The sequence below is a fragment of the Curtobacterium pomorum genome (assembly GCF_044497295.1).
GTDB lineage: Bacteria > Actinomycetota > Actinomycetes > Actinomycetales > Microbacteriaceae > Curtobacterium.
Window position 1 is genome coordinate 1,423,621 of record NZ_CP172409.1, and the last position, 20,872, is coordinate 1,444,492.

The 20,872-nt window shown below is 69.6% G+C and carries 20 protein-coding genes and 1 tRNA gene; 13 read left to right on the forward strand and 8 right to left on the reverse strand.

All coding sequences use genetic code 11. The features are described from left to right. Positions 1-1,236 precede the first annotated feature (1,236 nt). The 6 genes from ACGH48_RS06860 to ACGH48_RS06885 all read left to right on the forward strand — a co-directional run bounded on the left by ACGH48_RS06860 (position 1,237) and on the right by ACGH48_RS06885 (position 7,108). A complete protein-coding gene (locus ACGH48_RS06860; protein ID WP_228510267.1) occupies positions 1,237-2,028 on the forward strand; it encodes a pseudouridine synthase in 792 nt (263 codons plus the stop codon). A 26-nt stretch (positions 2,029-2,054) separates the two neighbouring features. After that, positions 2,055-3,167 carry a prephenate dehydrogenase gene (locus ACGH48_RS06865; protein ID WP_396290723.1) on the forward strand — a complete coding sequence of 371 codons (1,113 nt, stop codon included), beginning with the start codon at positions 2,055-2,057 and terminating at the stop codon, positions 3,165-3,167. Positions 3,168-3,361: 194 nt separating this feature from the next. Then, on the forward strand, positions 3,362-4,057 hold the full coding sequence (cmk, locus tag ACGH48_RS06870) for a (d)CMP kinase (RefSeq protein ID WP_173169681.1): 696 nt from the start codon (positions 3,362-3,364) through the stop codon (positions 4,055-4,057). A gap of 108 nt (positions 4,058-4,165) precedes the next feature. Next, positions 4,166-5,686: a ribosome biogenesis GTPase Der gene (gene der, locus ACGH48_RS06875; RefSeq protein WP_027464783.1), complete on the forward strand. Its 1,521-nt coding sequence runs from the start codon at positions 4,166-4,168 to the stop codon at positions 5,684-5,686. A 133-nt stretch (positions 5,687-5,819) separates the two neighbouring features. Beyond that, a complete protein-coding gene (locus ACGH48_RS06880; RefSeq protein WP_396290724.1) occupies positions 5,820-6,455 on the forward strand; it encodes a hypothetical protein in 636 nt (211 codons plus the stop codon). A gap of 131 nt (positions 6,456-6,586) precedes the next feature. Then, complete coding sequence (locus tag ACGH48_RS06885) at positions 6,587-7,108, forward strand: hypothetical protein (protein ID WP_123313552.1); 522 nt, start codon at positions 6,587-6,589, stop codon at positions 7,106-7,108. A gap of 12 nt (positions 7,109-7,120) precedes the next feature. Here the strand turns inward: ACGH48_RS06885 and ACGH48_RS06890 are convergent, their stop codons facing one another. Together ACGH48_RS06890 and ACGH48_RS06895 are read right to left on the reverse strand one after the other, a co-directional pair. After that, positions 7,121-9,268 carry a RecQ family ATP-dependent DNA helicase gene (locus ACGH48_RS06890; RefSeq protein WP_396290725.1) on the reverse strand — a complete coding sequence of 716 codons (2,148 nt, stop codon included), beginning with the start codon at positions 9,266-9,268 and terminating at the stop codon, positions 7,121-7,123. A gap of 75 nt (positions 9,269-9,343) precedes the next feature. After that, on the reverse strand, positions 9,344-10,834 hold the full coding sequence (locus ACGH48_RS06895) for a hypothetical protein (RefSeq protein WP_396290726.1): 1,491 nt from the start codon (positions 10,832-10,834) through the stop codon (positions 9,344-9,346). A gap of 70 nt (positions 10,835-10,904) precedes the next feature. Here ACGH48_RS06895 and ACGH48_RS06900 point away from each other — a divergent pair, with 70 nt between their 5' ends. The 3 genes from ACGH48_RS06900 to ACGH48_RS06910 all read left to right on the forward strand — a co-directional run bounded on the left by ACGH48_RS06900 (position 10,905) and on the right by ACGH48_RS06910 (position 12,524). Next, the gene (locus ACGH48_RS06900; protein WP_396290727.1) at positions 10,905-11,735 is read left to right on the forward strand and encodes an endonuclease/exonuclease/phosphatase family protein; all 831 of its coding nucleotides are present in this window, start codon (positions 10,905-10,907) and stop codon (positions 11,733-11,735) included. Beyond that, the gene (locus ACGH48_RS06905; RefSeq protein ID WP_396290728.1) at positions 11,732-12,313 is read left to right on the forward strand and encodes a hypothetical protein; all 582 of its coding nucleotides are present in this window, start codon (positions 11,732-11,734) and stop codon (positions 12,311-12,313) included. Before ACGH48_RS06900 ends, ACGH48_RS06905 begins: the two co-directional genes overlap by 4 nt. Before the next feature lie 137 nt (positions 12,314-12,450). Beyond that, positions 12,451-12,524: transfer RNA gene (locus ACGH48_RS06910), tRNA-Pro, on the forward strand. 315 nt (positions 12,525-12,839) lie between these two features. Here the strand turns inward: ACGH48_RS06910 and ACGH48_RS06915 are convergent. From ACGH48_RS06915 to ACGH48_RS06930, 4 genes are all read right to left on the reverse strand, one after another. Beyond that, on the reverse strand, positions 12,840-13,766 hold the full coding sequence (locus ACGH48_RS06915) for a hypothetical protein (RefSeq protein ID WP_396290729.1): 927 nt from the start codon (positions 13,764-13,766) through the stop codon (positions 12,840-12,842). Next, on the reverse strand, positions 13,753-14,652 hold the full coding sequence (locus tag ACGH48_RS06920) for a hypothetical protein (protein ID WP_396290730.1): 900 nt from the start codon (positions 14,650-14,652) through the stop codon (positions 13,753-13,755). The genes ACGH48_RS06915 and ACGH48_RS06920 overlap by 14 nt, the downstream gene beginning before the upstream one ends. Positions 14,653-15,213: 561 nt before the next feature. Continuing rightward, complete coding sequence (locus ACGH48_RS06925; protein ID WP_396290731.1) at positions 15,214-15,615, reverse strand: NUDIX domain-containing protein; 402 nt, start codon at positions 15,613-15,615, stop codon at positions 15,214-15,216. Positions 15,616-15,706: 91 nt separating this feature from the next. Further along, positions 15,707-16,516, reverse strand: coding sequence for a hypothetical protein (locus ACGH48_RS06930; RefSeq protein WP_396290732.1), 810 nt, complete (start codon positions 16,514-16,516; stop codon positions 15,707-15,709). 139 nt (positions 16,517-16,655) lie between these two features. Between ACGH48_RS06930 and ACGH48_RS06935 the strand changes: the two genes are divergently transcribed. Together ACGH48_RS06935 and ACGH48_RS06940 are read left to right on the forward strand one after the other, a co-directional pair. Further along, a complete protein-coding gene (locus ACGH48_RS06935; RefSeq protein WP_396290733.1) occupies positions 16,656-17,294 on the forward strand; it encodes a LysE family translocator in 639 nt (212 codons plus the stop codon). Between the two features lie 106 nt (positions 17,295-17,400). After that, positions 17,401-17,802, forward strand: a complete 402-nt coding sequence (locus tag ACGH48_RS06940) for an NUDIX domain-containing protein (protein WP_396290734.1) — start codon at positions 17,401-17,403, stop codon at positions 17,800-17,802. Positions 17,803-17,923: 121 nt separating this feature from the next. Here ACGH48_RS06940 and ACGH48_RS06945 read toward each other — a convergent pair whose 3' ends face one another. Beyond that, the gene (locus ACGH48_RS06945) at positions 17,924-18,451 is read right to left on the reverse strand and encodes a hypothetical protein (protein ID WP_396290736.1); all 528 of its coding nucleotides are present in this window, start codon (positions 18,449-18,451) and stop codon (positions 17,924-17,926) included. 381 nt (positions 18,452-18,832) lie between these two features. On the opposite strand from ACGH48_RS06945, the gene ACGH48_RS06950 reads away from it, so the two are divergent. Together ACGH48_RS06950 and ACGH48_RS06955 are read left to right on the forward strand one after the other, a co-directional pair. Beyond that, positions 18,833-19,348: a GNAT family N-acetyltransferase gene (locus tag ACGH48_RS06950; RefSeq protein WP_396290737.1), complete on the forward strand. Its 516-nt coding sequence runs from the start codon at positions 18,833-18,835 to the stop codon at positions 19,346-19,348. A gap of 64 nt (positions 19,349-19,412) precedes the next feature. Next, complete coding sequence (locus tag ACGH48_RS06955) at positions 19,413-19,949, forward strand: hypothetical protein (RefSeq protein WP_396290738.1); 537 nt, start codon at positions 19,413-19,415, stop codon at positions 19,947-19,949. Between the two features lie 45 nt (positions 19,950-19,994). On the opposite strand, the gene ACGH48_RS06960 is transcribed toward ACGH48_RS06955, so the two are convergent. Further along, complete coding sequence (locus ACGH48_RS06960; RefSeq protein WP_396290739.1) at positions 19,995-20,645, reverse strand: hypothetical protein; 651 nt, start codon at positions 20,643-20,645, stop codon at positions 19,995-19,997. Positions 20,646-20,872: the final 227 nt, after the last annotated feature.

Genomic DNA, 20,872 nt, shown 5'->3' on the forward strand with positions numbered 1-20,872 from the left:
CGAGACCGAGACGACCGCAACGGACGCTCAGGAGGCCCGGATCGCCCCGGGCGTTCGGCTCCCGGCCGCGGCGGGGCCGGCTCCAGTGCCGGTGGCCGCTCCGGCGGGTACGGGCGCGACGACCGCGGGGGCGCACGTCCGCCGCGTGACGACGACCATCGTGGCGGGTACCCGTCGCGCGACGACCGCGGTGGTGACCGTGGTGGGTACCGGGGTCGCGATGACCGCAGTTCGGCTCCGCGTGATGACCGTGGTGGCTACCGCGGGCGCGACGACCGCAGCGCCCCGCCCCGTGATGACCGTGGTGGGTACCGGGGTCGCGATGACCGCAGCGCCCCGCCGCGTGATGACCGTGGTGGCTACCGGGGCAACTCGGCTCCGCGTGATGACCGCGGTGGCTACCGTGGCCGCGACGACCGCAGCGCCCCGCCGCGTGATGACCGTGGTGGGTACCGGGGCAGCTCGGCTCCGCGTGATGACCGCGGTGGGTACCGGGGCAACTCGGCTCCGCGTGATGACCGTGGCGGGTATCGGGGTCGCGATGACCGCAACTCGGCTCCGCGTGATGACCGTGGTGGGTACCGGGGTCGCGATGACCGCAGTTCGGCTCCGCGCGACGACCGTGGTGGGTACCGGGGCAACTCGGCTCCGCGTGATGACCGTGGCGGCTACCGCGGCCGCGATGACCGCAGTTCGGCTCCGCGCGATGACCGTGGCGGCTACCGCGGCCGCGACGACCGGAGTTCGGCTCCGCGCGACGACCGTGGTGGGTACCGGGGTCGCGATGACCGCAACTCGGCGCCGCGCGACGACCGTGGCGGGTACCGCGGCCGCGACGACCGCAGCTCAACTCCGCGCGACAACCGCGACGACCGCGGCGGCTACCGCGGCCGCGACGACCGCAACGCCGCGCCTCGCGACAACCGCGACGACCGCCGCTCGGCCCCGCGTGACAATCGTGACGACCGCCGCGGCCCCGACGGCCAGCAGAGCCGCGTGTGGCACAACGGTCGTCGCTACGTCGGCGGCACCACGAGCGTCCGCAACAGCGACCGCCCCGGCAAGAGCAGCAACGCCGCCAACGGCCGCACCACGCCGAAGCCGAGCGGTGAGCGCGACAGCAACGGCATCCCGGTGGAGGGCACGCCCGAACGGCCGATCATCGAGGACTGGGACGCGGCGGACGGGACGGCGCCTGCCGGGGCCGAGCCGGGCCTCCAGGCAGAGGGGGAGCGCCTGCAGAAGGTGATCGCCGCTGCGGGCGTGGCATCTCGCCGAGTCGCGGAGAACCTGATCGTCGAGGGCCGCGTGACGGTCAACGGCCAGGTCGTGGACGCCCTCGGGCGTCGTGTCGACCCCGCGACCGACGCGATCTCGGTCGACGGCGTGCCGGTGCAGATCGATTCCTCGCGGCGGTACATCGTGCTGAACAAGCCGACCGGTGTCGTCTCGAGCCTGCAGGACGAGCGCGGTCGCCGCGACCTGACCGAGTTCGTGGACCGCTACGAGGAGCGCCTGTTCAACGTCGGCCGCCTGGACACCGAGACCTCCGGGCTGCTCGTCCTGACGAACGACGGCGACCTGGCGCACGTGCTGGCGCACCCGTCGTTCGGGGTGCAGAAGACGTACATCGCGAAGGTGCACGGCAACGTGAACCCCGCCGTGGTGCAGCGTCTGACCGAGGGCGTCGAGCTCGAGGACGGTCCCATCAAGGCCGACAAGGTGCGGTTGCTCGAGTCCTCGCGGGGTGAGTCGCTCGTCGAGATCACGCTGCACTCCGGCCGCAACCGGATCGTCCGACGCATGCTCGAGGCCGTCGACCACCCGGTCCTCGAACTCGTCCGTCGCTCGTTCGGGCCGCTGCACCTCGGCAGCCTGCCGCCGGGCAAGATGCGCGAGCTCGGCACGGTCGAGGTCGGCAAGCTGCTCGGAACGGTCCGTGACGCCAAGCCCTCCGCTCGTGACGACCGCGACGTCGCCCTCGACCAGGGCGAGGACGACGAGTGGGACGACGAGACGGCGGACTGACCGTGCTCGGTCGGTAGGCTTGCCCGGTGACCGACGTGACCCCGACCGACATCGACCGCCGTCTGCGCGGCCCGGTCCGGGTCGTCGGTGCCGGGCTGCTGGGCGCCTCGATCGGGCTGGCCCTGCGCGAGAAGGGCGTGGACGTGGTCCTCGACGACGTGTCGCCGGCCGCGTTGGCGCTCGCCGTGGACTACGGCGCCGGGCGTCGACCGGCAGCCGGCGACCAGCCGGAGCTCGTCGTCGTCGCGGTACCGCCGGACGTCGTCGCGACCGTGGTGGAGCGTGAGCTCGCCGCCTACCCGGACGCCGTGGTGACCGACGTCGCCAGCGTGAAGTCCGGTCCGTTGACCGCCCTGGCTGCCGCCGGAGCCGACGTCACCCGCTACATCGGCTCGCACCCGATGGCCGGACGCGAGCGCAGCGGTCCGACCGCCGCCCGCGCCGACCTGTTCGTCGGACGCCCGTGGGTGATCGCCGGGCACGACGGCATCACGTACCAGCGTGCCGCGGTGGTCGAGGACCTCGCGCTCGACGTCGGGGCCACCGTGGTGCCGATGGACCCCGAGTCGCACGACCTCGCCGTGGCGTACGTCTCGCACGCGCCGCAGCTCGTGTCGAGCCTGATGGCCGCACGTCTGCGGGACGCCCCGGACGGTTCGCTCGGCCTGGCCGGCGGCGGCGTCCGCGACGTCACGCGCATCGCCGCGAGCGACCCCGGACTCTGGGTGCAGATCATCGGGGCGAACGCCGGGCACATCCGGCCGGTGCTCACCGACCTGCGCGACGACCTCTCGCGCGTGATCGACGCCCTCGGCGACCCGGACGGCGCCGGATCGCCGCGCACCATCGCCGAGACGATCGCCGCCGGCAACCGCGGTGTCGAACGGCTGCCGGGCAAGCACGGCACCACCAAGCGCTTCGCCCAGGTGGTCGTCCTCGTCGACGACACCCCCGGGCAGATCGCCGCGCTCCTGACGTTCATCGGGGAGATCGGCATCAACCTCGAGGACATGCGCCTCGAGCACTCACCGGGCGCGCAGATCGGCATCGTCGAGGTGTCGGTGCTGCCCGAGCAGGAACAGCGACTCGTCGAGGAACTCGAGGGGCGCGGATGGAGGATCGCAGCAGCATGGGCCTGAACGACGACACGAACGCAGCGACGAACGAATCCGGTGTGACCGGCGGCCCGGACGGGCCCGACACCGGTCTGCCGACCCCGGGCCAGGGTGGTGCCGGCGGTCCGCTCAGCGGCAGCGGCGACGGCGGCGCACTCGGCGGTCCGGCGGGCGGCCTCGGCGAACCCGGCGGCGAGCCCGGTTCGACCAGTGCCCCGGTGCCGGCCGGTCTCACCGACGGCGCCTACGTCGCGAAGATCGTCATCGCGGTCGACGGCCCCGCGGGCAGCGGCAAGTCGAGCGTGTCCCGCGCGGCCGCCCGTGCCCTCGGCTACGGCTACCAGGACACCGGCGCCGCCTACCGTGCGCTCGCCTGGCACGCCCTGCAGCAGCGGGTCGACCTCGACGACGCGGCGGCGATCCTGGCGAGTTGGGACACCTTCGACTACGCGATCGGCACCGACCCCGACGACTACTACGTGCGCGTGGGGGAGACCGACGTCACCGACGCGATCCGCACCCCGGACGTGACGGGCGCGGTCGCCCACATCGCCAAGCTCCCGGACGTCCGGCACCGCCTCGTGCAGCTGTTCCGGAACGTGATGCGGAAGACCGACGCACCGGGCATCATCACCGAGGGGCGGGACATCACCACGGTGGTCGCACCCGACGCCGAGGTCCGGATCCTGCTGACGGCCGACGAGTCGGTTAGAATGGCCCGGCGCTCGGCGGAGGTCACGACCCAGTCGGCCGCAGAGACCTCCGCCGCACTCGCTCGCCGAGACGCGGCGGACGCGAAGGTCGTCGACTTCATGAACGCCGCGGACGGCGTCACGACGCTCGACTCCACCGACCTCGACTTCGACCAGACCGTGCAGGCGGTCGTCGACCTGGCCCGCGCGGCCACGCACTGACGCACGACCGGACGGCCTCGGCCGCCTGGTCACACCACGGCCGGAACTCCGGCCCGGCCGGGAACGGCCACCGACACCGCGGCTCCGGCCGCTCGCGAGGAACCCACCATGGCTCAGTTGGACAACCCGGACAACGACGACTTCCCCCAGTACGACGACGCCCTCGGCGAGCGGCTCGCCGGACTCGACGAGGCCGAGGCCGAGCAGCGCGCCACCGCGCTCCGCGCCGGGCTCGAGGAGTACGACCTCGAGGACGAGGACCTCGCCCTGCTCGAGGCCGGCCAGGTCGGCGAGGACGGCGTCCACTACCTGCCCGCCTACCCGGTGCTCGCGATCGTCGGCCGCCCGAACGTCGGCAAGTCCGCGCTCGTCAACCGCATCCTCGGTCGTCGCGAGGCCGTCGTGCAGGACGTCCCAGGCGTCACGCGTGACCGCGTCAGCTACAAGGCCGACTGGAACGACAAGCGCTTCACGCTCGTCGATACCGGCGGCTGGGAGCCCGGCGCCGAGGGCATCAACGCGTCCGTCGCCGCGCAGGCCGAGGTCGCGATCGACCTCGCCGACGCCGTCCTGTTCGTCGTCGACGTCACGGTCGGCATCACCGCCACCGACGAGCACGTCGTCAAGATGCTCCGCGGCACCGACCGCCCCGTCATCGTCGTCGCGAACAAGGCCGACGACGAGCGCCGCGAACTCGACGCCTACGAGCTCTGGAACCTCGGGCTCGGCGAGCCGCACCCGGTGTCGGCCCTGCACGGCCGTGGCGTCGCGGACCTGCTCGACCTGATCATCAAGACGCTGCCCGACACCTCGGCCGTCGCCAAGCAGGAGGTCGGCGGCCCCCGCCGCGTCGCGATCCTCGGCCGCCCGAACGTCGGCAAGAGCTCGCTGCTCAACAAGGCCGCCGGTGAAGAGCGCGTCGTCGTGAACGACATCGCCGGCACCACCCGCGACCCGGTGGACGAGCAGATCGAGCTCGGCGGCAAGGTGTGGCGGTTCGTCGACACCGCCGGCATCCGGAAGCGCGTCCACATGCAGCAGGGCGCCGACTTCTACGCGTCGCTCCGCACGACCGCCGCGCTCGAGAAGGCCGAGGTCGCCGTCGTCGTCCTCGACGTCACCGAGCCGGTGTCCGTGCAGGACCTCCGCATCATCGACCTCGTGCTGGAGTCGGGCCGTGCGCTCGTCCTGGCCTACAACAAGTGGGACCTGCTCGACGACGAACGTCGCCGCTACCTCGAGCGCGAGATCGAGCAGGACCTGGCGCACGTCGCCTGGGCCCCGCGCGTGAACATCTCCGCCCGTACCGGCCGTCACCTCGAGAAGCTCGTGCCGGCGCTCGAGACCGCCCTCGAGTCGTGGGACACCCGCATCCCCACCGGCAAGGTCAACGCCTTCATCGCGGAGCTCGTCCAGGAGCACCCCCACCCCGTGCGCGGCGGCAAGCAGCCCCGCATCCTGTTCGGGACCCAGGCGTCGAGCCAGCCGCCGACGTTCGTGCTCTTCACGTCGGCGTTCCTCGACCCGCAGTACCGACGGTTCATCACCCGTCGACTCCGCGAGGTCTGGGGCTTCTCCGGCACCCCGATCAACGTCAACATGCGGGTGCGCGAGCGCCGGAAGCGCTGAGTCGCAGCTGCACCACGCACAACGCGTCCCGTCTGCACGGGGCGCGTTGTGCGTTGTGCGTTGTGCGTTCGCGTTCGCGTTCGGCCGGGAGGCCCGGATCGCGTCCGCAGCGTCGGTGCGGCACCATGGGAGCGTGCGCATCGGGCGGTGGGGAACGGATCGACGTCGGCTCGCCCTGGTGGGAGCCCTCGTCGCCGTGGTCGTCGTCGGCTCGGTGTCGCTCTGGACGGTCTCGCACGCCCCAGCCGAGGACGACCTCGTCACCCGCTCCGATCGAGCCGTCCCCGAACCCGCGCGGTCCCCCGCGGAGGGGCTGCGGCCGTCGAACGGCCTGGGCGAACCCCTGCCCGAGGAGTCCCCGGCCGTGCAACCGGTCGACTCGTCGCCGATCGAACCGTGGTGGCGCCGGGTTCCGCCGGTCTCCGGGGACATCGTCGGCATCGACGGCGCTGCTGCCTCGGGCCACGTCCACATCGCCGGGAACACGGGCGACGCCACGCTGGCGGTCGAGATCGCGCACCTGGAGACGGGGACGACGGGGCCGGTCGACATCGTGTTGTCCGGTGGGACCGTCACGGGTGGGGAGGACCCGACGTGGACGCCAGCGGGGGAGTCCTTCGACGTCTTCCAGGCCGCCGGTCTCGAAGAGGGGCTGACCGTCGTGCTCGGCGAGCCGTGGACGTTGCCCGACGAGGTCCGTTCCCTCGTCCTGCTCGACGCGGCGACCGGCACGGTGCTGGGTGGCGCGGCGCTCGTCCCGAGCGACTGAGCCGACTGGGCAGTCCCACGCCGACCCGGAACGACATCGTCGACGTCGTGCGACCTCGATGACGTCGTTCGGGGTCGGCGTCGGTACCCGCGCGGTACGTCGGCGGTCGCTCGATGCGGCACGATGTACTGGTGACGCAGCGCAACGACGGACTCGGTGGTCTCGCCGACCGCGCGTGGTGTCGACTCCGGCTCGACCGGTTGGCCGGAGGCCGTCAGGGCGGGTACGTCATCCGCCAGGACATGCTCGAGCACCCCGACACCGTTCGGTCGTTCCGCTGGATCCGGTGGCTGCTCGTCGCCGAGACGATCGTCGGACTCGCTGCCATCGTCGTCGCCGTGCTGCTGACGCGTGCGGGGGAGACCGTGCCGTGGGCGGTGTGGTTCCGGGCCACGGTCGTGCTGCTCATCACCCTGACGCTCTACGTGTTCGCGTGGCGGGCGCAGCTCGGGTACTACTGGGCGTACCAGCGCGTGCGGTTGTTCAGCCGGATCTTCCCGATCGTGACGCTCATCGTCGCGGCCATCCCCGGGCTGTACCCGTTCTGGATGGTGATCGAGCAGATCGTGTTCTCACTGCTCATGATCGGCATCGGCGACGTGCTCACCACCGACCACATGCGCGCCACGTTCCCCAAGCCCGCCCGCCGTTAGCGCCCGCGGCGGCTACGCGACCGTGGCCAGCGCGAAGGGCAGCACGGCGGCGGCCCCGGCACGCCGGAGCTCGCGGCCCGCGACGGTCACCGTCCACCGGCTGTCGACCAGGTCGTCGACGAGCAGCACCGGGCCCCGGTGCGACTGCAGCGCTTCCGCGAGTTCCGGCTCGACCTGGAACGTGTCCCAGACGCCGGACAACCGGTAAGCGCTGTTCGTCGCACCGTCGCCGCGGGGTGTGCCGCCGTTCCGGTCGAGCGTGCCGAGGAACTGCAGCCGCCCGATCGTCGACAGCGCCTGGGCGAGCGACCCCACGAGCTGCGGCCGTGACCGCGAGGACATCGCCACGACGCCGGTCGGCCGGGTCTCCCACGGCCAGTCCTTGAGCGCCCGGACACAGCCGTCGACGAGCTCGCGCGAGATCGGGGCGTCGGGTGTGGACGGCGAGAACAGTGCACGCAGCGGTCCGCCCCAGCCGAGGTCGGTCAGACGCGCCACCGCGCGGCCGGGCTGCACGAGCTCGTCGGCGCCGATCTTGCCCCGCACCGAGACGCCGAGCGACGACATCCCCGAGGGCCACTGGGCACGCGGGGCGATCTCGACGCCGACCTTGTCGAGCGCGGCAGCCGCACCGGACGAATCCGAGTCGGAGACCGAGGTCGGGAACCACGCCCCGGCGCAGTTGTCGCAGCGGCCGCACGGCTCTGCGGAGGGGTCGTCGAGGTCCTGCTGCAGCAGCTGCATGCGGCAGGCCGAGGTGGACTCGTAGTCGAGCATCGACGCGGCCTCGGCAGCGCGTGCCGCAGCGACCCGCTCGTACCGCGGGGCGTCGTACTGCCACGGCTGTCCGGTCGAGACCCAGCCGCCGGTGACGCGTCGGACCGCCCCGTCGACGTCGAGCACCTTGAGCAGGAGTTCGAGGGTGGAGCGCTTGATGTCGACCAGGCCCTCGAGGGCGACCGTCGACATCGCGGTGTCGGTGGACAGGGCGCCGAGCACGGCCGACGCGCGGGCCTCGGTCGGCATCGACGCGCTGGCGAAGTACTGCCAGATCTCGCGGTCCTCACGCCCGGGCAGCAGCAGCACGTCGGCGTTGTCGGTGGCACGACCCGCACGACCGATCTGCTGGTAGTAGGCGACGGGCGACGAGGGAGCGCCGACGTGCACGACGAACCCGAGGTCCGGCTTGTCGAACCCCATGCCGAGCGCGCTCGTGGCGACCAGGGCCTTCAGTTCGTTGCCCTTGAGCTGCTGCTCGAGCTGCTCCCGCTCGTCGGTGTCGGTGCGCCCCGTGTAGGCACGGACGGCGTACCCGTTGTCGCGCAGCAGTCGGGCGATGTCCTCGGCCGCCGAGACCGTGAGCGTGTAGATGATGCCGCTGCCGGGCAGGTCGCCGAGGTGCGCGAGCAGCCAGCCGAGCCGCTGCCGGGCATCCGGAAGCGTCAGCACGCCGAGCCGCAGCGAGGCCCGGGCGAGCGACCCACGGATGGTGAAGACCGGGTCGGCCGGGCCGGCGGTCAGCTGCTCGGCGACGTCCTCGACCACGCGCTCGTTCGCCGTTGCGGTCGTCGCCAGGACGGGGACTCCGTGGGGGAGCGAGCGGATGAGCTCGGCCAAGCGGCGGTAGTCCGGCCGGAAGTCGTGGCCCCAGTCCGAGATGCAGTGCGCTTCGTCGACCACGAGCATGCCCATCCGGGCGATCAGGGTCGGCATCTGCTCGTCGCGGAACTTCGGGTTGTTCAGGCGCTCGGGGGAGACGAGGAGCACGTCGACCTCGTCGCGGGCAAGGGCTGCCTGGGTCTCGCCCCACTCGTGCGCGTTCGCGGAGTTGATCGACACCGCACGGACCCCCGCGCGGGCAGCCGCTGCCACCTGGTCGCGCATCAGCGCCAGCAACGGCGAGACCAGGACAGTCGGGCCGCCACCACGGCGACGGAGCAGGAGGGTCGCGAGGAAGTACACGGCGGACTTGCCCCACCCGGTGCGCTGCACGACCAGGGCACGCTGTCGGTGCTCGACCAGGGCGGAGATCGCCTCGAGCTGGCCGGGGTGGAAGACCGCGTCGGGGCGCCCGGTGAGCGCAGCGAGCGCCTGCTGTGCCTCGGCGGCGATGTCTGCAGAAGGCGAGACGACAGACGGAGCGGCGGTGGGGGTGTCCATGCCCCCATGCTGTCAGGAGCATCCGACGAAACCCGACCCGCGCCTCCAGACTGTGGACAACGCGACGGAACGCGCTTACTGGTAGGTGACCAACGACGGCGTCGGCTGCACGTCCTGCATGGTCTGCGACGGCGTCAGCATGGGCGTGTCCTCGTCGTAGAAGTTCTTCCAGCCCCAGTGCAGCCCCTCGGGCGCGCCCTGGTGCAGCGCCTTCCACGTCGCCTGCTTGTCCGGCTGCGAGCCCTGCCCGTCGACGTGCACGAGCATGTCGAGCTCCGGGTGGGTCTCCAGCGCGGAACGGTCCTGGATCATCGACAGCCGGAACTGGTGCAGGACCAGGGCCTTCGGCGGCAGCCCCTCGTCGCGCACGAGCGCAGCCAGCCACGAGGACACCTCGTTCACCTCGGACGCCGACACACTACCGATCTGCTCGAGCGGCACCTGGTCCTTCGTCAGCCGCCACTCCGGGTCGAGCGCCAGCCAGACGCCGGGCTTCTTCAGCAGCGACTCGTACTTCTTCGCCTGCGACAGGAAGTCGGACCGGCCCGGCTGCAGGTCGATGATCACGGGCATGTCGGCGTCGTGGGCGGCATCGACGTAGGGCTCGAGCGTCGAGACCGGCAGCTCCGTCGAGTAGTCGCCGTCGGCTCCGGCGTCCCCGGCGGCGACGGTCGCGATGACCTCCATCGCGGGCGTCACGAGCTCGTCGGACTCGGCCCGGTACGGCTTCGCGACCTGCTCAGCACGCCGGACGGTGGCCTCCGGCCCCTGCTCGCCGAGCACGCCCAGCGCCGGCGCCCCGGGAGCCCCGTACAGCGCGACGTACCGGTGCCCGTCGAACGGCCGCTGGCCGCCGTTCCGCAGCTGGAACCCGCCCTCGGCTGCCCGCACCGTCCACTCCGGGTCCTGCAGCGCGTCGAACGCCGCACCGACCAGGACCGTCGGGTGCTCCGCTCGCTCGTGCAGCGCCGTCACCACGTCGGGTGCGGCAGCCGGGTCGGTCACGCCCTCCGGCATGGTCACGACCTTCGCTCCTGCGGCCTTGGCGGTCGCCACGGCAGCAGCGTCCGCGTTCGCGTCCGCCACCACCACGGTCGCCTGCCGGGAGGCCCGGGTCGACTCCGGCGCGTCGCCACCCTCCGGCGCATTCCGCTCGTCGACGTCCGTGTCGACCGACACGTCGCCCTCGGCCTGGTACCAGTCGGCCCCGAGCCGGTCGAGTTCGCGGGCGACGGCAGCGCCGCCCTTCGTGTCCTGCTCCTGCTTCGCGGTCAGCAGGACCGGAACGTGGGCGCTCGCCGCGGCCTTCGCGGCATCGGAGATCGCGTCGGCATCGTCGGCCGTCGCCACGATCGCGCCGGGAGCACTCGCGAACAGGGCCTTGCTCACCCGCACCGACCGTGCTGCAGCGTCGGAGGCGTCGGCGACCGTGACCGTCTTCGCCGTGGCCTTCGCGAGTGTCGGGCGGCTCGTGTCCGGGCCGCTCGAGGTGCACCCGGCGGCTCCGAGCAGCAGTCCGGAGACCGCGATCGCGACGAGGACACGAGGGGTGGGACGAGAACGCATCGGGCCACCCTACGAGCCACGCGGAGAGGTCCCTGGGAATCCGACGGGTGTTGTCTCGTAGAAGGGAGGCATGCCCCACCACCCCGACGACCACCCTCTCATCGGAGCCGTCCGGTCGCCCGAGGTCCACTGCATGACCCTGAACGTGCGGCGCCGCGTGCCGCGGCCGCCCGCGCACCCGGACGCCTGGGAGCGTCGCCGCGACGCGATCGCCGCGCTCGTCACGTCCGAAGCGCCCACCGTCCTCGCCGTCCAGGAGGCCCTCCCCGCGCAGGCAGACGACCTGACGGCCGGCCTCGGGTCCGGTTGGGAACCCGTCCTGGCCGGGCGCGGCGCGCGCGGCGGTGGTGAACAGGTCGGGCTCTTCCTCGACCGCTCGCGCCTCGACGTCGTCGAGCGCCGCACGTGGGCTCTTTCCCGCACGCCGCACCGTCCGGGATCCCGCTCGTGGGCCACGTCGTTCCCCCGGCACGCCGTCGGCGCCGTCGTCGACGACCGCGCGACCGGCGTCCGGTTCCTGGCGATCGCCACCCACCTCGACGTCGCCTCGCCGTGGGCCCGGCTGCGATCCGCCGAACTGCTCGGCCGGATCGTGCGACAGCGCGGCCTGCCCGCCGTCGTGATGGCCGACTGGAACAGCCCGGCAGGATCCGCACCATGGCGAGCACTGGCGGACGCTGGTGTCGTCGACAGCTGGGGGCGGGCCTCCCGGCAGGTGGGTGAGCCGTACGGGACGTACCCGCACTACGGGAGTCCGCGTGTCGGCGGCCGGCGCATCGACGGTGTCCTCGTGACGCCGGACGCGAGCGTCGAGCGGGTCGCCGTGTCGAACCGGCGGCCGGGCGGGGTGTGGCCCTCCGACCACGCTGCCGTGCACGCGGTCGTGCGGTGGGCGTCGTGATCGCCACGCTCGGGCCGACGTTCCTGCGGCCGAGGTTCCTGGTGGCCGACGTGGTGCGTGCCCTGACGCTCGTCAGCCTGGTCGTCGCGAGCATCGGGTGGGGCGGAACCGCGCTGCCGGTGATGGCGCTGTCGCTGCTGGGGGTCGTGGTGCCGCGGATGCTCGGGCTGCGGCCCGCGTTCGACCTCGCAGTGTGCGTGCTCGTGCTCCTCGCCGGGTGGTCGAGCGTGCTCGAGTGGTACACGAGCGTGTTCCTGTGGGACAAGTTCATGCACGTCGTCCTCACGGGACTGCTCGCCGCCGTGCTGTACGTCATCGGGTCGGACCTGCGCGCGGTGCCGGCGCCGGACGGGGAGCGACGGGTGGTCGTCGCGATCCTCGGACTGTGTGCGGGACTCGCGATCGGGGCGGCGTGGGAGATGGGGGAGTGGCTCGGGCACAACTTCGTCGACTCGGCGATCTACGTCGGCTACGACGACACGATCGGGGACCTGGCGGCGGACGGGGCCGGTGGGTTGCTCGTCGGGCTCGGGTTGCCGTGGTTGGCGGCGCGGCGCGAGGTGGTGCGGCCGGGCTGAGCGTCACGTTCGGGTCGCGTTGCTCCGACTCGCCGTGGCACGGAGGTGGTCTGACGTCCGCTATGCTGGACCGGTCGCTCGCGCTCCGGTCGGACGTGGGCGAGGATCCTCCGGGATCCTGAGTTCTCCGGAACTCGCGGGCTGTGGCGCAGCTTGGTAGCGCACTTGACTGGGGGTCAAGGGGTCGCAGGTTCAAATCCTGTCAGCCCGACCGAAACGTGTCTGACACGAAGAAGCCCACCGAGGATCTCGGTGGGCTTCTTCGTTCCGGCGGCTGTCGTGGGTCGTACGCATAGGGCTCCCTCACTGCGACAATCAGCGGACCACCCATGTGAGACTCGGCTCTTCTCGGAGCGGCGTCCGGTTCGAGTCCGGTACGGCAGTCCGCGGGGGGACCGGCTATCGGTCGTCGGGTTATCCTTGCTGACCTCGTGGCGCGCCTCCGCGACGCGCTTCTCCGTCTAGGGATAGGTCGAGTTGCGGGCTTGCCGTGAACCCATCCGACCGTCGGCTCCTAAGCTGACCGCTACTCGGTTCGTGACGTTGCCCGAGACCACCACTCGTCGACCGGGGGTCGCTCCTTCGTAGGCAGGATCTCCGAGTACTGATTGGCGAACAAGCTGTTCACGGGCGGCACGTTGTGGGCTGACTTGCCGTCTACGAGCCACCGGTCGTGCCATTCACGAGTGGCGTCGACCCGCCACTCCACGGCGATGCCTTTCAGCTTCATCTCGTCACGGAACCGCTCGTAGTCCTTAAAGTTCTTCGCTGACACGACGTTCGGCCCGGAGATGATGCGCAGTTCAGTGACTTTGGTCGTGTCAAGCTCGTCGACCAACTCCTCGAACGCGCGCGCACCGAAGTGCTGATCGGCCCAGGTGACGACGCCCGCCTGGACTCGCAACACGCGCCGCAGTCGAGCGACGTTCGAGTAGGGCGTCCGGGGCGAGATCATCGCCGCCAGGGATTCCACCTCACCGACCTTGGCGGCTTCGGGATCGTCGGCTACGTACCGCACAGTCTTCTGCTTCTGCGAGTAGACGAGCACCCGAAGCGTGTTGAGCCACCGGAGGGTCGCTCGCGCCCGCTCAACCGTGAAGTCCCGGTCGAGCAGGCGATGCAGAACGAGCAGATCAATCACGCCCTGCTCGGGCACCGTCACTGACGAACCGAGTTCCTGCGCGATCGCCTGGATCGGGAGCAACACGCGGAGAGCCTGACCGAGCAACCGGTTCGTCGCATCGTCATCGCGCACGACGAACGCCGCCCGGTAGAGGGCTGACCCGGCGGGAGTCAGCGCCCAATCGCCGTTGTTCTCGATCAGACCTACGTCCTCCAGGATGGTCGTCGTGTCCCCGTCGACGTAATCATCGGTGGCAACTGACTTCAACGCTGCAAGCATCCGCTCCTGGCTGGTGTCGAAAAGCAGATACGCGTCGTCAGGACTCAGCACTCGCTGTGCCCTCGTACCCGAGCGCGGCGAGCACTCGCAGCACGTCGTCGGCGTCCCAACCCGACATGTCGAGCTTCACGTTCAGCGCCACCGGCGGCGCGCCAATCGGCGCGGCAGGAGTGATGCTCTGCGCAGGAGCAGGAGCAGGAGCAGGAGCAGGAGCAGGCGTAAACCCGGGAAGGTCGGAAGTCTGCTCCCGCGTAGGCGGCGCGAACTCAGCCTCGTGCTGTTCGATGACTGAATCGTCATCTACGGTGTCGGCCGTGCCACCTTCGTCCTCGGAGTTCTCCGCTTCGGCGTCGTCGGCCTCAGTCGCCGGGTGTGCGCCGTCGAGTCGCACGACCCCGTCATCGCCTACGAGGCCCGCATACTTCGCGCCTGCCACGAATAGCTCGGCGACCGTAGAGGCGTCGGCAGCTGACATATCCCAGCCGAACTCAAACTCACTCTTGATCGGCGTCAGCGCGGGGAGTTCGCCGCCGTCGTACCGGCGCAGGATGGTCTCGTAGGCGGCGATGTTCAGCGCCGCAGTCTTGAGTGCTGCCGCGCGTCCTTCGACGTCGGCCGTGTTCGCGAGTGCAACACCCAGCTCGGTTAGCCGGATCTTCCCCTCCTTCGACACCGCCACAACTTTGAAAAGCTTGAGCGGCGTTAGCCGGGCGCGCCACCCGCCGCCGCTCGCCTTAGTGTCTTCGCGACCGGACAGTGCGCGTGCAACAACTTCCGGTGCGACCTCCGAGCGGCGAGCCGCGACCCAGATCTTCTGCGCCTGCTGGTCGATTACTTCGAGCCCCACGCGCGGAACACCGTGCTTAGACCGCGGCTTCACTGCAGCAGTGCTCGTCGCGTCACCGGTCTCTTCCGTGGTGGCGTCCTCGTCAGCCATGAATGCCCCCTTCTGTCATTTGCTGAGGAGATTAGCAGGGCTATCGGACCCGCTGTGATTGCTGGCCACGCCGGTTTTAGCCTGTTCGCTCAGGGCTAACAGCGTCACCCGTACTTGTCGCCGTAGCTCCTCATAGCCCCCGGACCGGGACACGGCTCGGGGTCCGGATGCACGGTATACGACAACACCCACGTCGTGTGATCTTTGCCGCTCTCGAGGAACTTGACCCCGATGGCCTTCGTAGTCCACGACCGGCCGCGTACCCGTACCGGCGCCATCTCGTTAAGGATCAGGTGAAGAAGTTGCTCAGGTGGAACTGGTTCGTGCAAGACGACCCCGATGGCGACCCGCTGATCCCGGCCAACGACGCCTTCGATTGGGCCCGTGACCTCGAGGAGCACCCTGAACGCCAAATTCGGCGACTAGTCCGGCTTCCTTGTTGGATGGGCGTCCGTATTGCCAGCCGGCGTGTTTGATCGCTCGTCAGTCGCGTTGAACGAGAGGCAGTGGCACGGGCGCCTATTTGGGCGTCTCATCGCGCATCGCCCGTTTAACGATCCCTCAGCGGCGCGCTTCGAGGACCAGCTTGACCGCTTCCCTCGCCGCTTCCGGCATCAACGGGATGTGCGCAAGCAAGCCCACTTTCACCCACCTCGGCTCGTACTCGTTCAGCTCCGAGGCACGGTCGATCTCCGGACCCCCGAGTACCAATGGACCAGGACGCACTTGTGCCACGAAGTAAGCCGCGGGAACGGCGCTATCCACTGGTACGTCGAGGAGGTCGCCGATGCTCGCTTCAAGGCCTGTCTCCTCACGCAACTCGCGCTGACAAGCCTCGCGGAGGCTCTCGCCTTCCTCGACCCCGCCACCAGGGAGCACACAGTAGTGACGACCGTTCTTCAACCGATCGATGACGAGCAGGCTCTCGTCTCGGAGGACAACGGCCGCTGATCTGATGCGCATCCGGCTAGCTCACCACGAAACACCTGGCCGAGTGCCACGGCCCGGCATCAAGGTGCCTCGATTGACGATCCCTCCCGGGCGTCTGGTCGTCTCAGGGCCCTGGTTTCGGCTGTCGGCGGGGATTGAGGAGATCGCCGTCCCAGCTCAGGTCGTCATCTTCGTGCACCTCGAAGGTCTCGAAGCGGTCGTCCGCGAGGATGCTGTCGACGAGTGCGGGTGAGCCGGCGACGATCGTCGAGTCCCAGTCTTCCTCCGACGCGACGACCCAGGCGTGATCCTCGGGCCAGATCAGCGACGTGTAGGGACCCTCCTGGCCCCAGCGGCTGCATTCCCATCCAGGCACGGTGCGCTGCGCCCACATCGGGTCCGCAAGCTCGCCCAGGCTCGAGCTGAACAACCACATGTCCCGACCTGGCCAGTGCATCTGTATGCGAGCGCGCGCGAGCGCGTTCCGACCTCCCTCTGCCCAGGGCGGATTGCCGGTGCCTTCCCACGCTCCGATGACCAGGTCGTCCGGGGTCCGTGTCGTGGCCCGCAGGTGCGTGGTCAGCACCGCGAGATCCTCCGGGTCGAACCACCCGTCGTCGGACTGACCGACACGCCACCCATCCGACCAGTCCCTGGTCTGCTCTTCGTCAGTGATGCGCCACCACTGCGCCAGGGGATGCATCACCCGGCCGTTGCGGCGCGCGACCTCGGCCCACCGCCAACGCGTGTGCTCGACATCGACGGGATTGCCCCACTCGTCGACCGTGTTCGGGTCAGTACGGTGCGCATCTACCGGGTGCAGCAGCCTCGCGTACGCCTCGAAGCCCTTGCCAGCGACACCGCCGACAGTCGCCCATCGGCCAGCGCGCTCGACAATCCACTCACCACGCGCGGCTTCGGTCAGCAGAATCACCCCGTCAGCATGGCACCGCAGACGCCGGTGTCTCGCGCGAAGCAGTCTCAGTCGACGATTGGTTACTGGGACAGCCTCGCCAGCGCTGATGGAGGTGTCTATCGTCGGCGATCGTCGCGGCCGCTCATACAGTGGTCCAGTGACCATCACCACAGCCCTGCTCGGATTTGCCGCTGTCGCGGCGGTGCTCACGGTGATCCCGGGTCTCGACACCACCCTGGTCCTACGCAGCGCCCTCACGCAGTCCCGCAGGCATGCGTTCGTGACGGCGCTCGGGATTAACACTGGAGCCCTGATCTGGGGTGCGGCGGCGGCGATTGGTGCTGCCGCACTCTTGGCAGCATCCGAAGTGGCGTACCGGCTTGTCACCATTGGGGGCGCCGCGTACATGGCGTGCCTCGGTGTTTCCCTTGTCGTGAAGAGCTTCCAGCGCGGCCAACTCGACACAGTGGCCGCATCGGTGTCCGAGCGGGCAGCGCCGCTCTGGAGGGCGTTCCTCACGGGAATGTGGACGAACCTGCTCAACCCGAAGATCGGCGTGTTCTACGTTGCGACGATCCCGCAGTTCATCCCTGACGGCGTCTCGCACCTCGGTATGGGTCTCCTCCTCGCCGCTGTGCACGACGTCCTCGGTCTCACATGGCTTACCGGCATCATCATCGCCGCGCATGCTGCCCGTCGCTGGCTCGTCCACGAGCGCGCTCGACGCATCATCGACCGCGTCGCGGGCGTCGTGCTCATCGGCTTCGGCGCACGCCTCGCCCTGGAACATCACTGAGCGGTCCGAGCGGATCTCCGGATCAGTCCGGTAGCCGATCGACATTCGGGACCCCTCGACGCCGGGCTGTGGGACACGAACAGGCGTTTCGTGGTGTGCTAGCCGGATGCGCGTCAGATCAGCGGCCGTCGTCATCCGAGACGAGAGCCTGCTCGTCATCGATCGGTTGAAGGACGGTCGGAACTACTGGGTGCTTCCTGGTGGTGGGGTGGAGGAAGGTGAGAGCCTCCGCGAGGCTTGCCGGCGCGAACTGCGCGAGGAGACTGGCCTTGAGGCGATCATCGGTGATCTGCTCGACGTGCCAGTGGATAGCGCCGCTCCAGCGGCCTACTTCGCAGCCCAAGTGCGTCCTGGTCCGTTGGTACTCGGTGGCCCAGAGATCGAACGAGCATCAGAACTGAACCAGTACGTGCCGAGGTGGGTGGAAGTTGCCTTGCTCACCCAAATCCCGTTGGTGCCGGAAACGGCGAGGCAAGCGGTGCAGCTGGTCCTCAAAGCGCGCCGGTAGGGGATCGGGTACCGGACTCATCACCGGAGAGCGTTGCAGGATGGACGACTCGGATTGCGGCGGTCATCCGACGACAACGCTTCGAGTCGGCAACTCGTCCTGGACTGGCGACCTCATTGAGTCAAGGTCGGAACGCGCTGTCGCCTTCGCTCTGCTCGCGGCCGTGCATCACCGACCCCTGCAGAAATGGCAGGCCCACCGCCAGCGCCAGTCCGACCACGTACACGATGATCGTGGAGCGGGTGTCGTGGTTCTGTGAGTAATTCGACCACGGAATGCCCAACACGACCTGGACCAACGGGCCCAGCGCCGCGATGGCTCCGCCCGGTAGCACGGTCAGCAACCATGTCTTGCGCCAAGTCCGTTCCTTCCCGGCGCAGATCGCGATGGCGCCAGTTGTCGCGCCCATCGCGACTCCGCCCCAAAACCATGACGCCCCCGACATTCGCCAACCGTCGTGTGTCCACCACGCTTCGATCAAGGCGGTCGTGCGTTCCCATGAATCGGACGTCACGTATCGTCCCGGCGCAGCCGGCAATGGCCACCCGATGATCGCAAGAACACCAGTGACAGCAGCCACCAGACCGAGCAGCCATCGAAACAACCTGCGATGGTCGACCGGTTCAACGTCGAACGACTCGATGCTCACCGTCGCGTAGACCAGGGAGTTCTGACGCTCATGGTCGGAGCGTACCGGCCGCTCTACCCCAGGGTCAGATGGGGACCTCGGTGGCTGTTCCCGTACCGAGTCGATCTCGGTCTGCCAGCAGTCAGCTGTCGAGTGCGACCCCATCTCTTCGAACCGCCATGACGGCAGCGCGCCCGATCAGCACAAGCCTCGTCAGCGCGATGACCATGAGCCCCCACCACGTCAACCACGAGAACTCCACCAGACGAGCACGCCGTATGAGACGCGTTTCCGATCGCAGGGGAGTGCGAGCCGGTGTCCGTACTCGCCTGATCGGCGACCGGACGGTCAGCGGCGGCGGTTCCGCTCGTGTCCGCTGAGGTCCGCCCGTAGCGTCGTCTCGTGGATCAAGACGTGTTGGCGGTCGAAGCGGCCTCGGCCGCGGACGTTCCTGCGGCTCAGAGGCTCATCGACGGTGCGAGGCAGTGGCTCCGCTCGCGTGGGATCGATCAGTGGCAGGACCAGGTGCCGGACGCGGTTCTGCTGCGCGACGCAGAGCAGGGGAATCTCTTCGTCGTGAGTCAGGACCAGGTGGTCGTGGCGATGGTCACGGTGTCCGACTCGGACTCCGAGACGTGGGGCGCGGAGGACGATTCCGCTGTGTACGTGCACCGGTTGGCCGTGGCGCAGACGCATCGTGGCAGCCGGCTAGGGCAGCGACTGCTGGTGTGGGTAGGGCAGCGAGCCGCCGAGCGCGGGGCGGCCTTCGTGCGGCTCGACTGCGCGACGGACAACCCGGGTCTGCGGCGCTTCTACGAAGAGCAAGGGTTCCGGCACGTCCGCGACGTGACGGTCAGTGCCCTTGACGGTGGGCGGCAACTCGCTTCCAGCCTCTACGAACGCGAGCTGGTCCGGTAGCCAATACCGCACGGGTCAACGTGGACGAGGGGCCGGCCAGCGGTGCGCCTGCGAAACTCGCCAGATGGACCTCGACGACCTCGGCCAGCGAATCTGCATTCTGGGGCCATCGAACAGCGGCAAGTCGACCCTCGCGGCAGCCATCGGCCGGGCCCGCTCGCTCCCTGTGATCCACCTCGACCAGTACCGCCACCTGCCCGGAACACAGTGGGTCGAGCGTCCGGACACCGATTTCGAGCGCATGCACAACGAGGCGATGAACACCGAGCAGTGGGTCATCGAGGGCAACTACTCGCGCTGGTTGCCCGGCCGGTTACGGCGAGCGACTGGTCTGGTGCTCCTGGACGCCTCGACGGCAGCAAGCATCAGCCGGTACTTCCGACGCAGTCTCTTCGAGCCCGACCGCGCTGGGAGCTTGGACGGTACTCGCGACCGTGTCCGCATCGAGATGGTCCGGTTCCTGCTCGGACCCGCCAGGAAGAGCCGTCTCCGGTATCGACACGCCTTCGACGAGTTCGATCGGCCGAAGGTGTTCCTGCCGGACCGCGCGGCCTTGGAGGAGTACTACCGCCGGAACGACTTGGCTCGGCGAAGTCCGTGATCGCTGACCCCTCCGACAACCGATCGGTTGTCGTGCTTGGCCACCTCAGTCGAATTCGTCGACCCGGTATGGCGCGGACGCGCTGGCGTAGAAGATGACCTGGGCGCGAGGTCCGACGTCGCCCTGCAGGCGCCCGGCTGTTCGGAGTCCGAGGGCGCGGGTCTCGGCGTCGCCGAACGGGGTCCCGGCTCGTTCGGTGAGGGCACGCCAGTGGACGATTGCTTTGGCTGTTCCCTCACGTGCGCCCGCAGCACGCGCCGATCTGACGTCGCGTTTCCCGTCACGCAGGAACTCGACATCGGTGCCCGGTCGTCCGTTCGGCAGCACGACGGCCGTCCCCGACTCGGTCACCATGTCGATGCCACTGCCTGCGCCGCACCAGACGTGGACGTCGTCACCGAGCTCGAGCTGGACGCGACTCGCGAGGGTGAAGGACTCGACTCGGTGAGCTTCCAACACTTCGGGGGACGCCGAGGTCGACGGGACTGCGCGCGACTCGTCACGATCGTCGAATACCTCTTGCCTCACCTGCTCGAAGACGTCGTTCCATGCCTGCAGGTCGTGCCGGAGTGACGCGCTCAGTCCGAGGTCCGTGGCCTCGGCAACCCCGAAGTGTTCTCTGGACCGCGATCCGCGGTACCACAGCGGGGAATCGTCGACCATGTACTCGGCCATCACCAGGATGATCATGCTCACCACTCGCACAGCGTACGACTGCGTCCGGCAAGGGATTGGCTACCGGACGGGAGGAGCGCGCTGGTCGTGTTCTTGGCCGACGTCGTGCTGATCGCTCTCGATCCTTCCCGGCCAGGGCCGTACTTCACCGCCGTCAGTGGTCTCTGCGTGATGATCTCCGCCGTCATCGTCGTCCGCGCGAATCGCAGGCCACCGAGGGGCTGAACTTCAGCGGGTGGCGTGCCCGG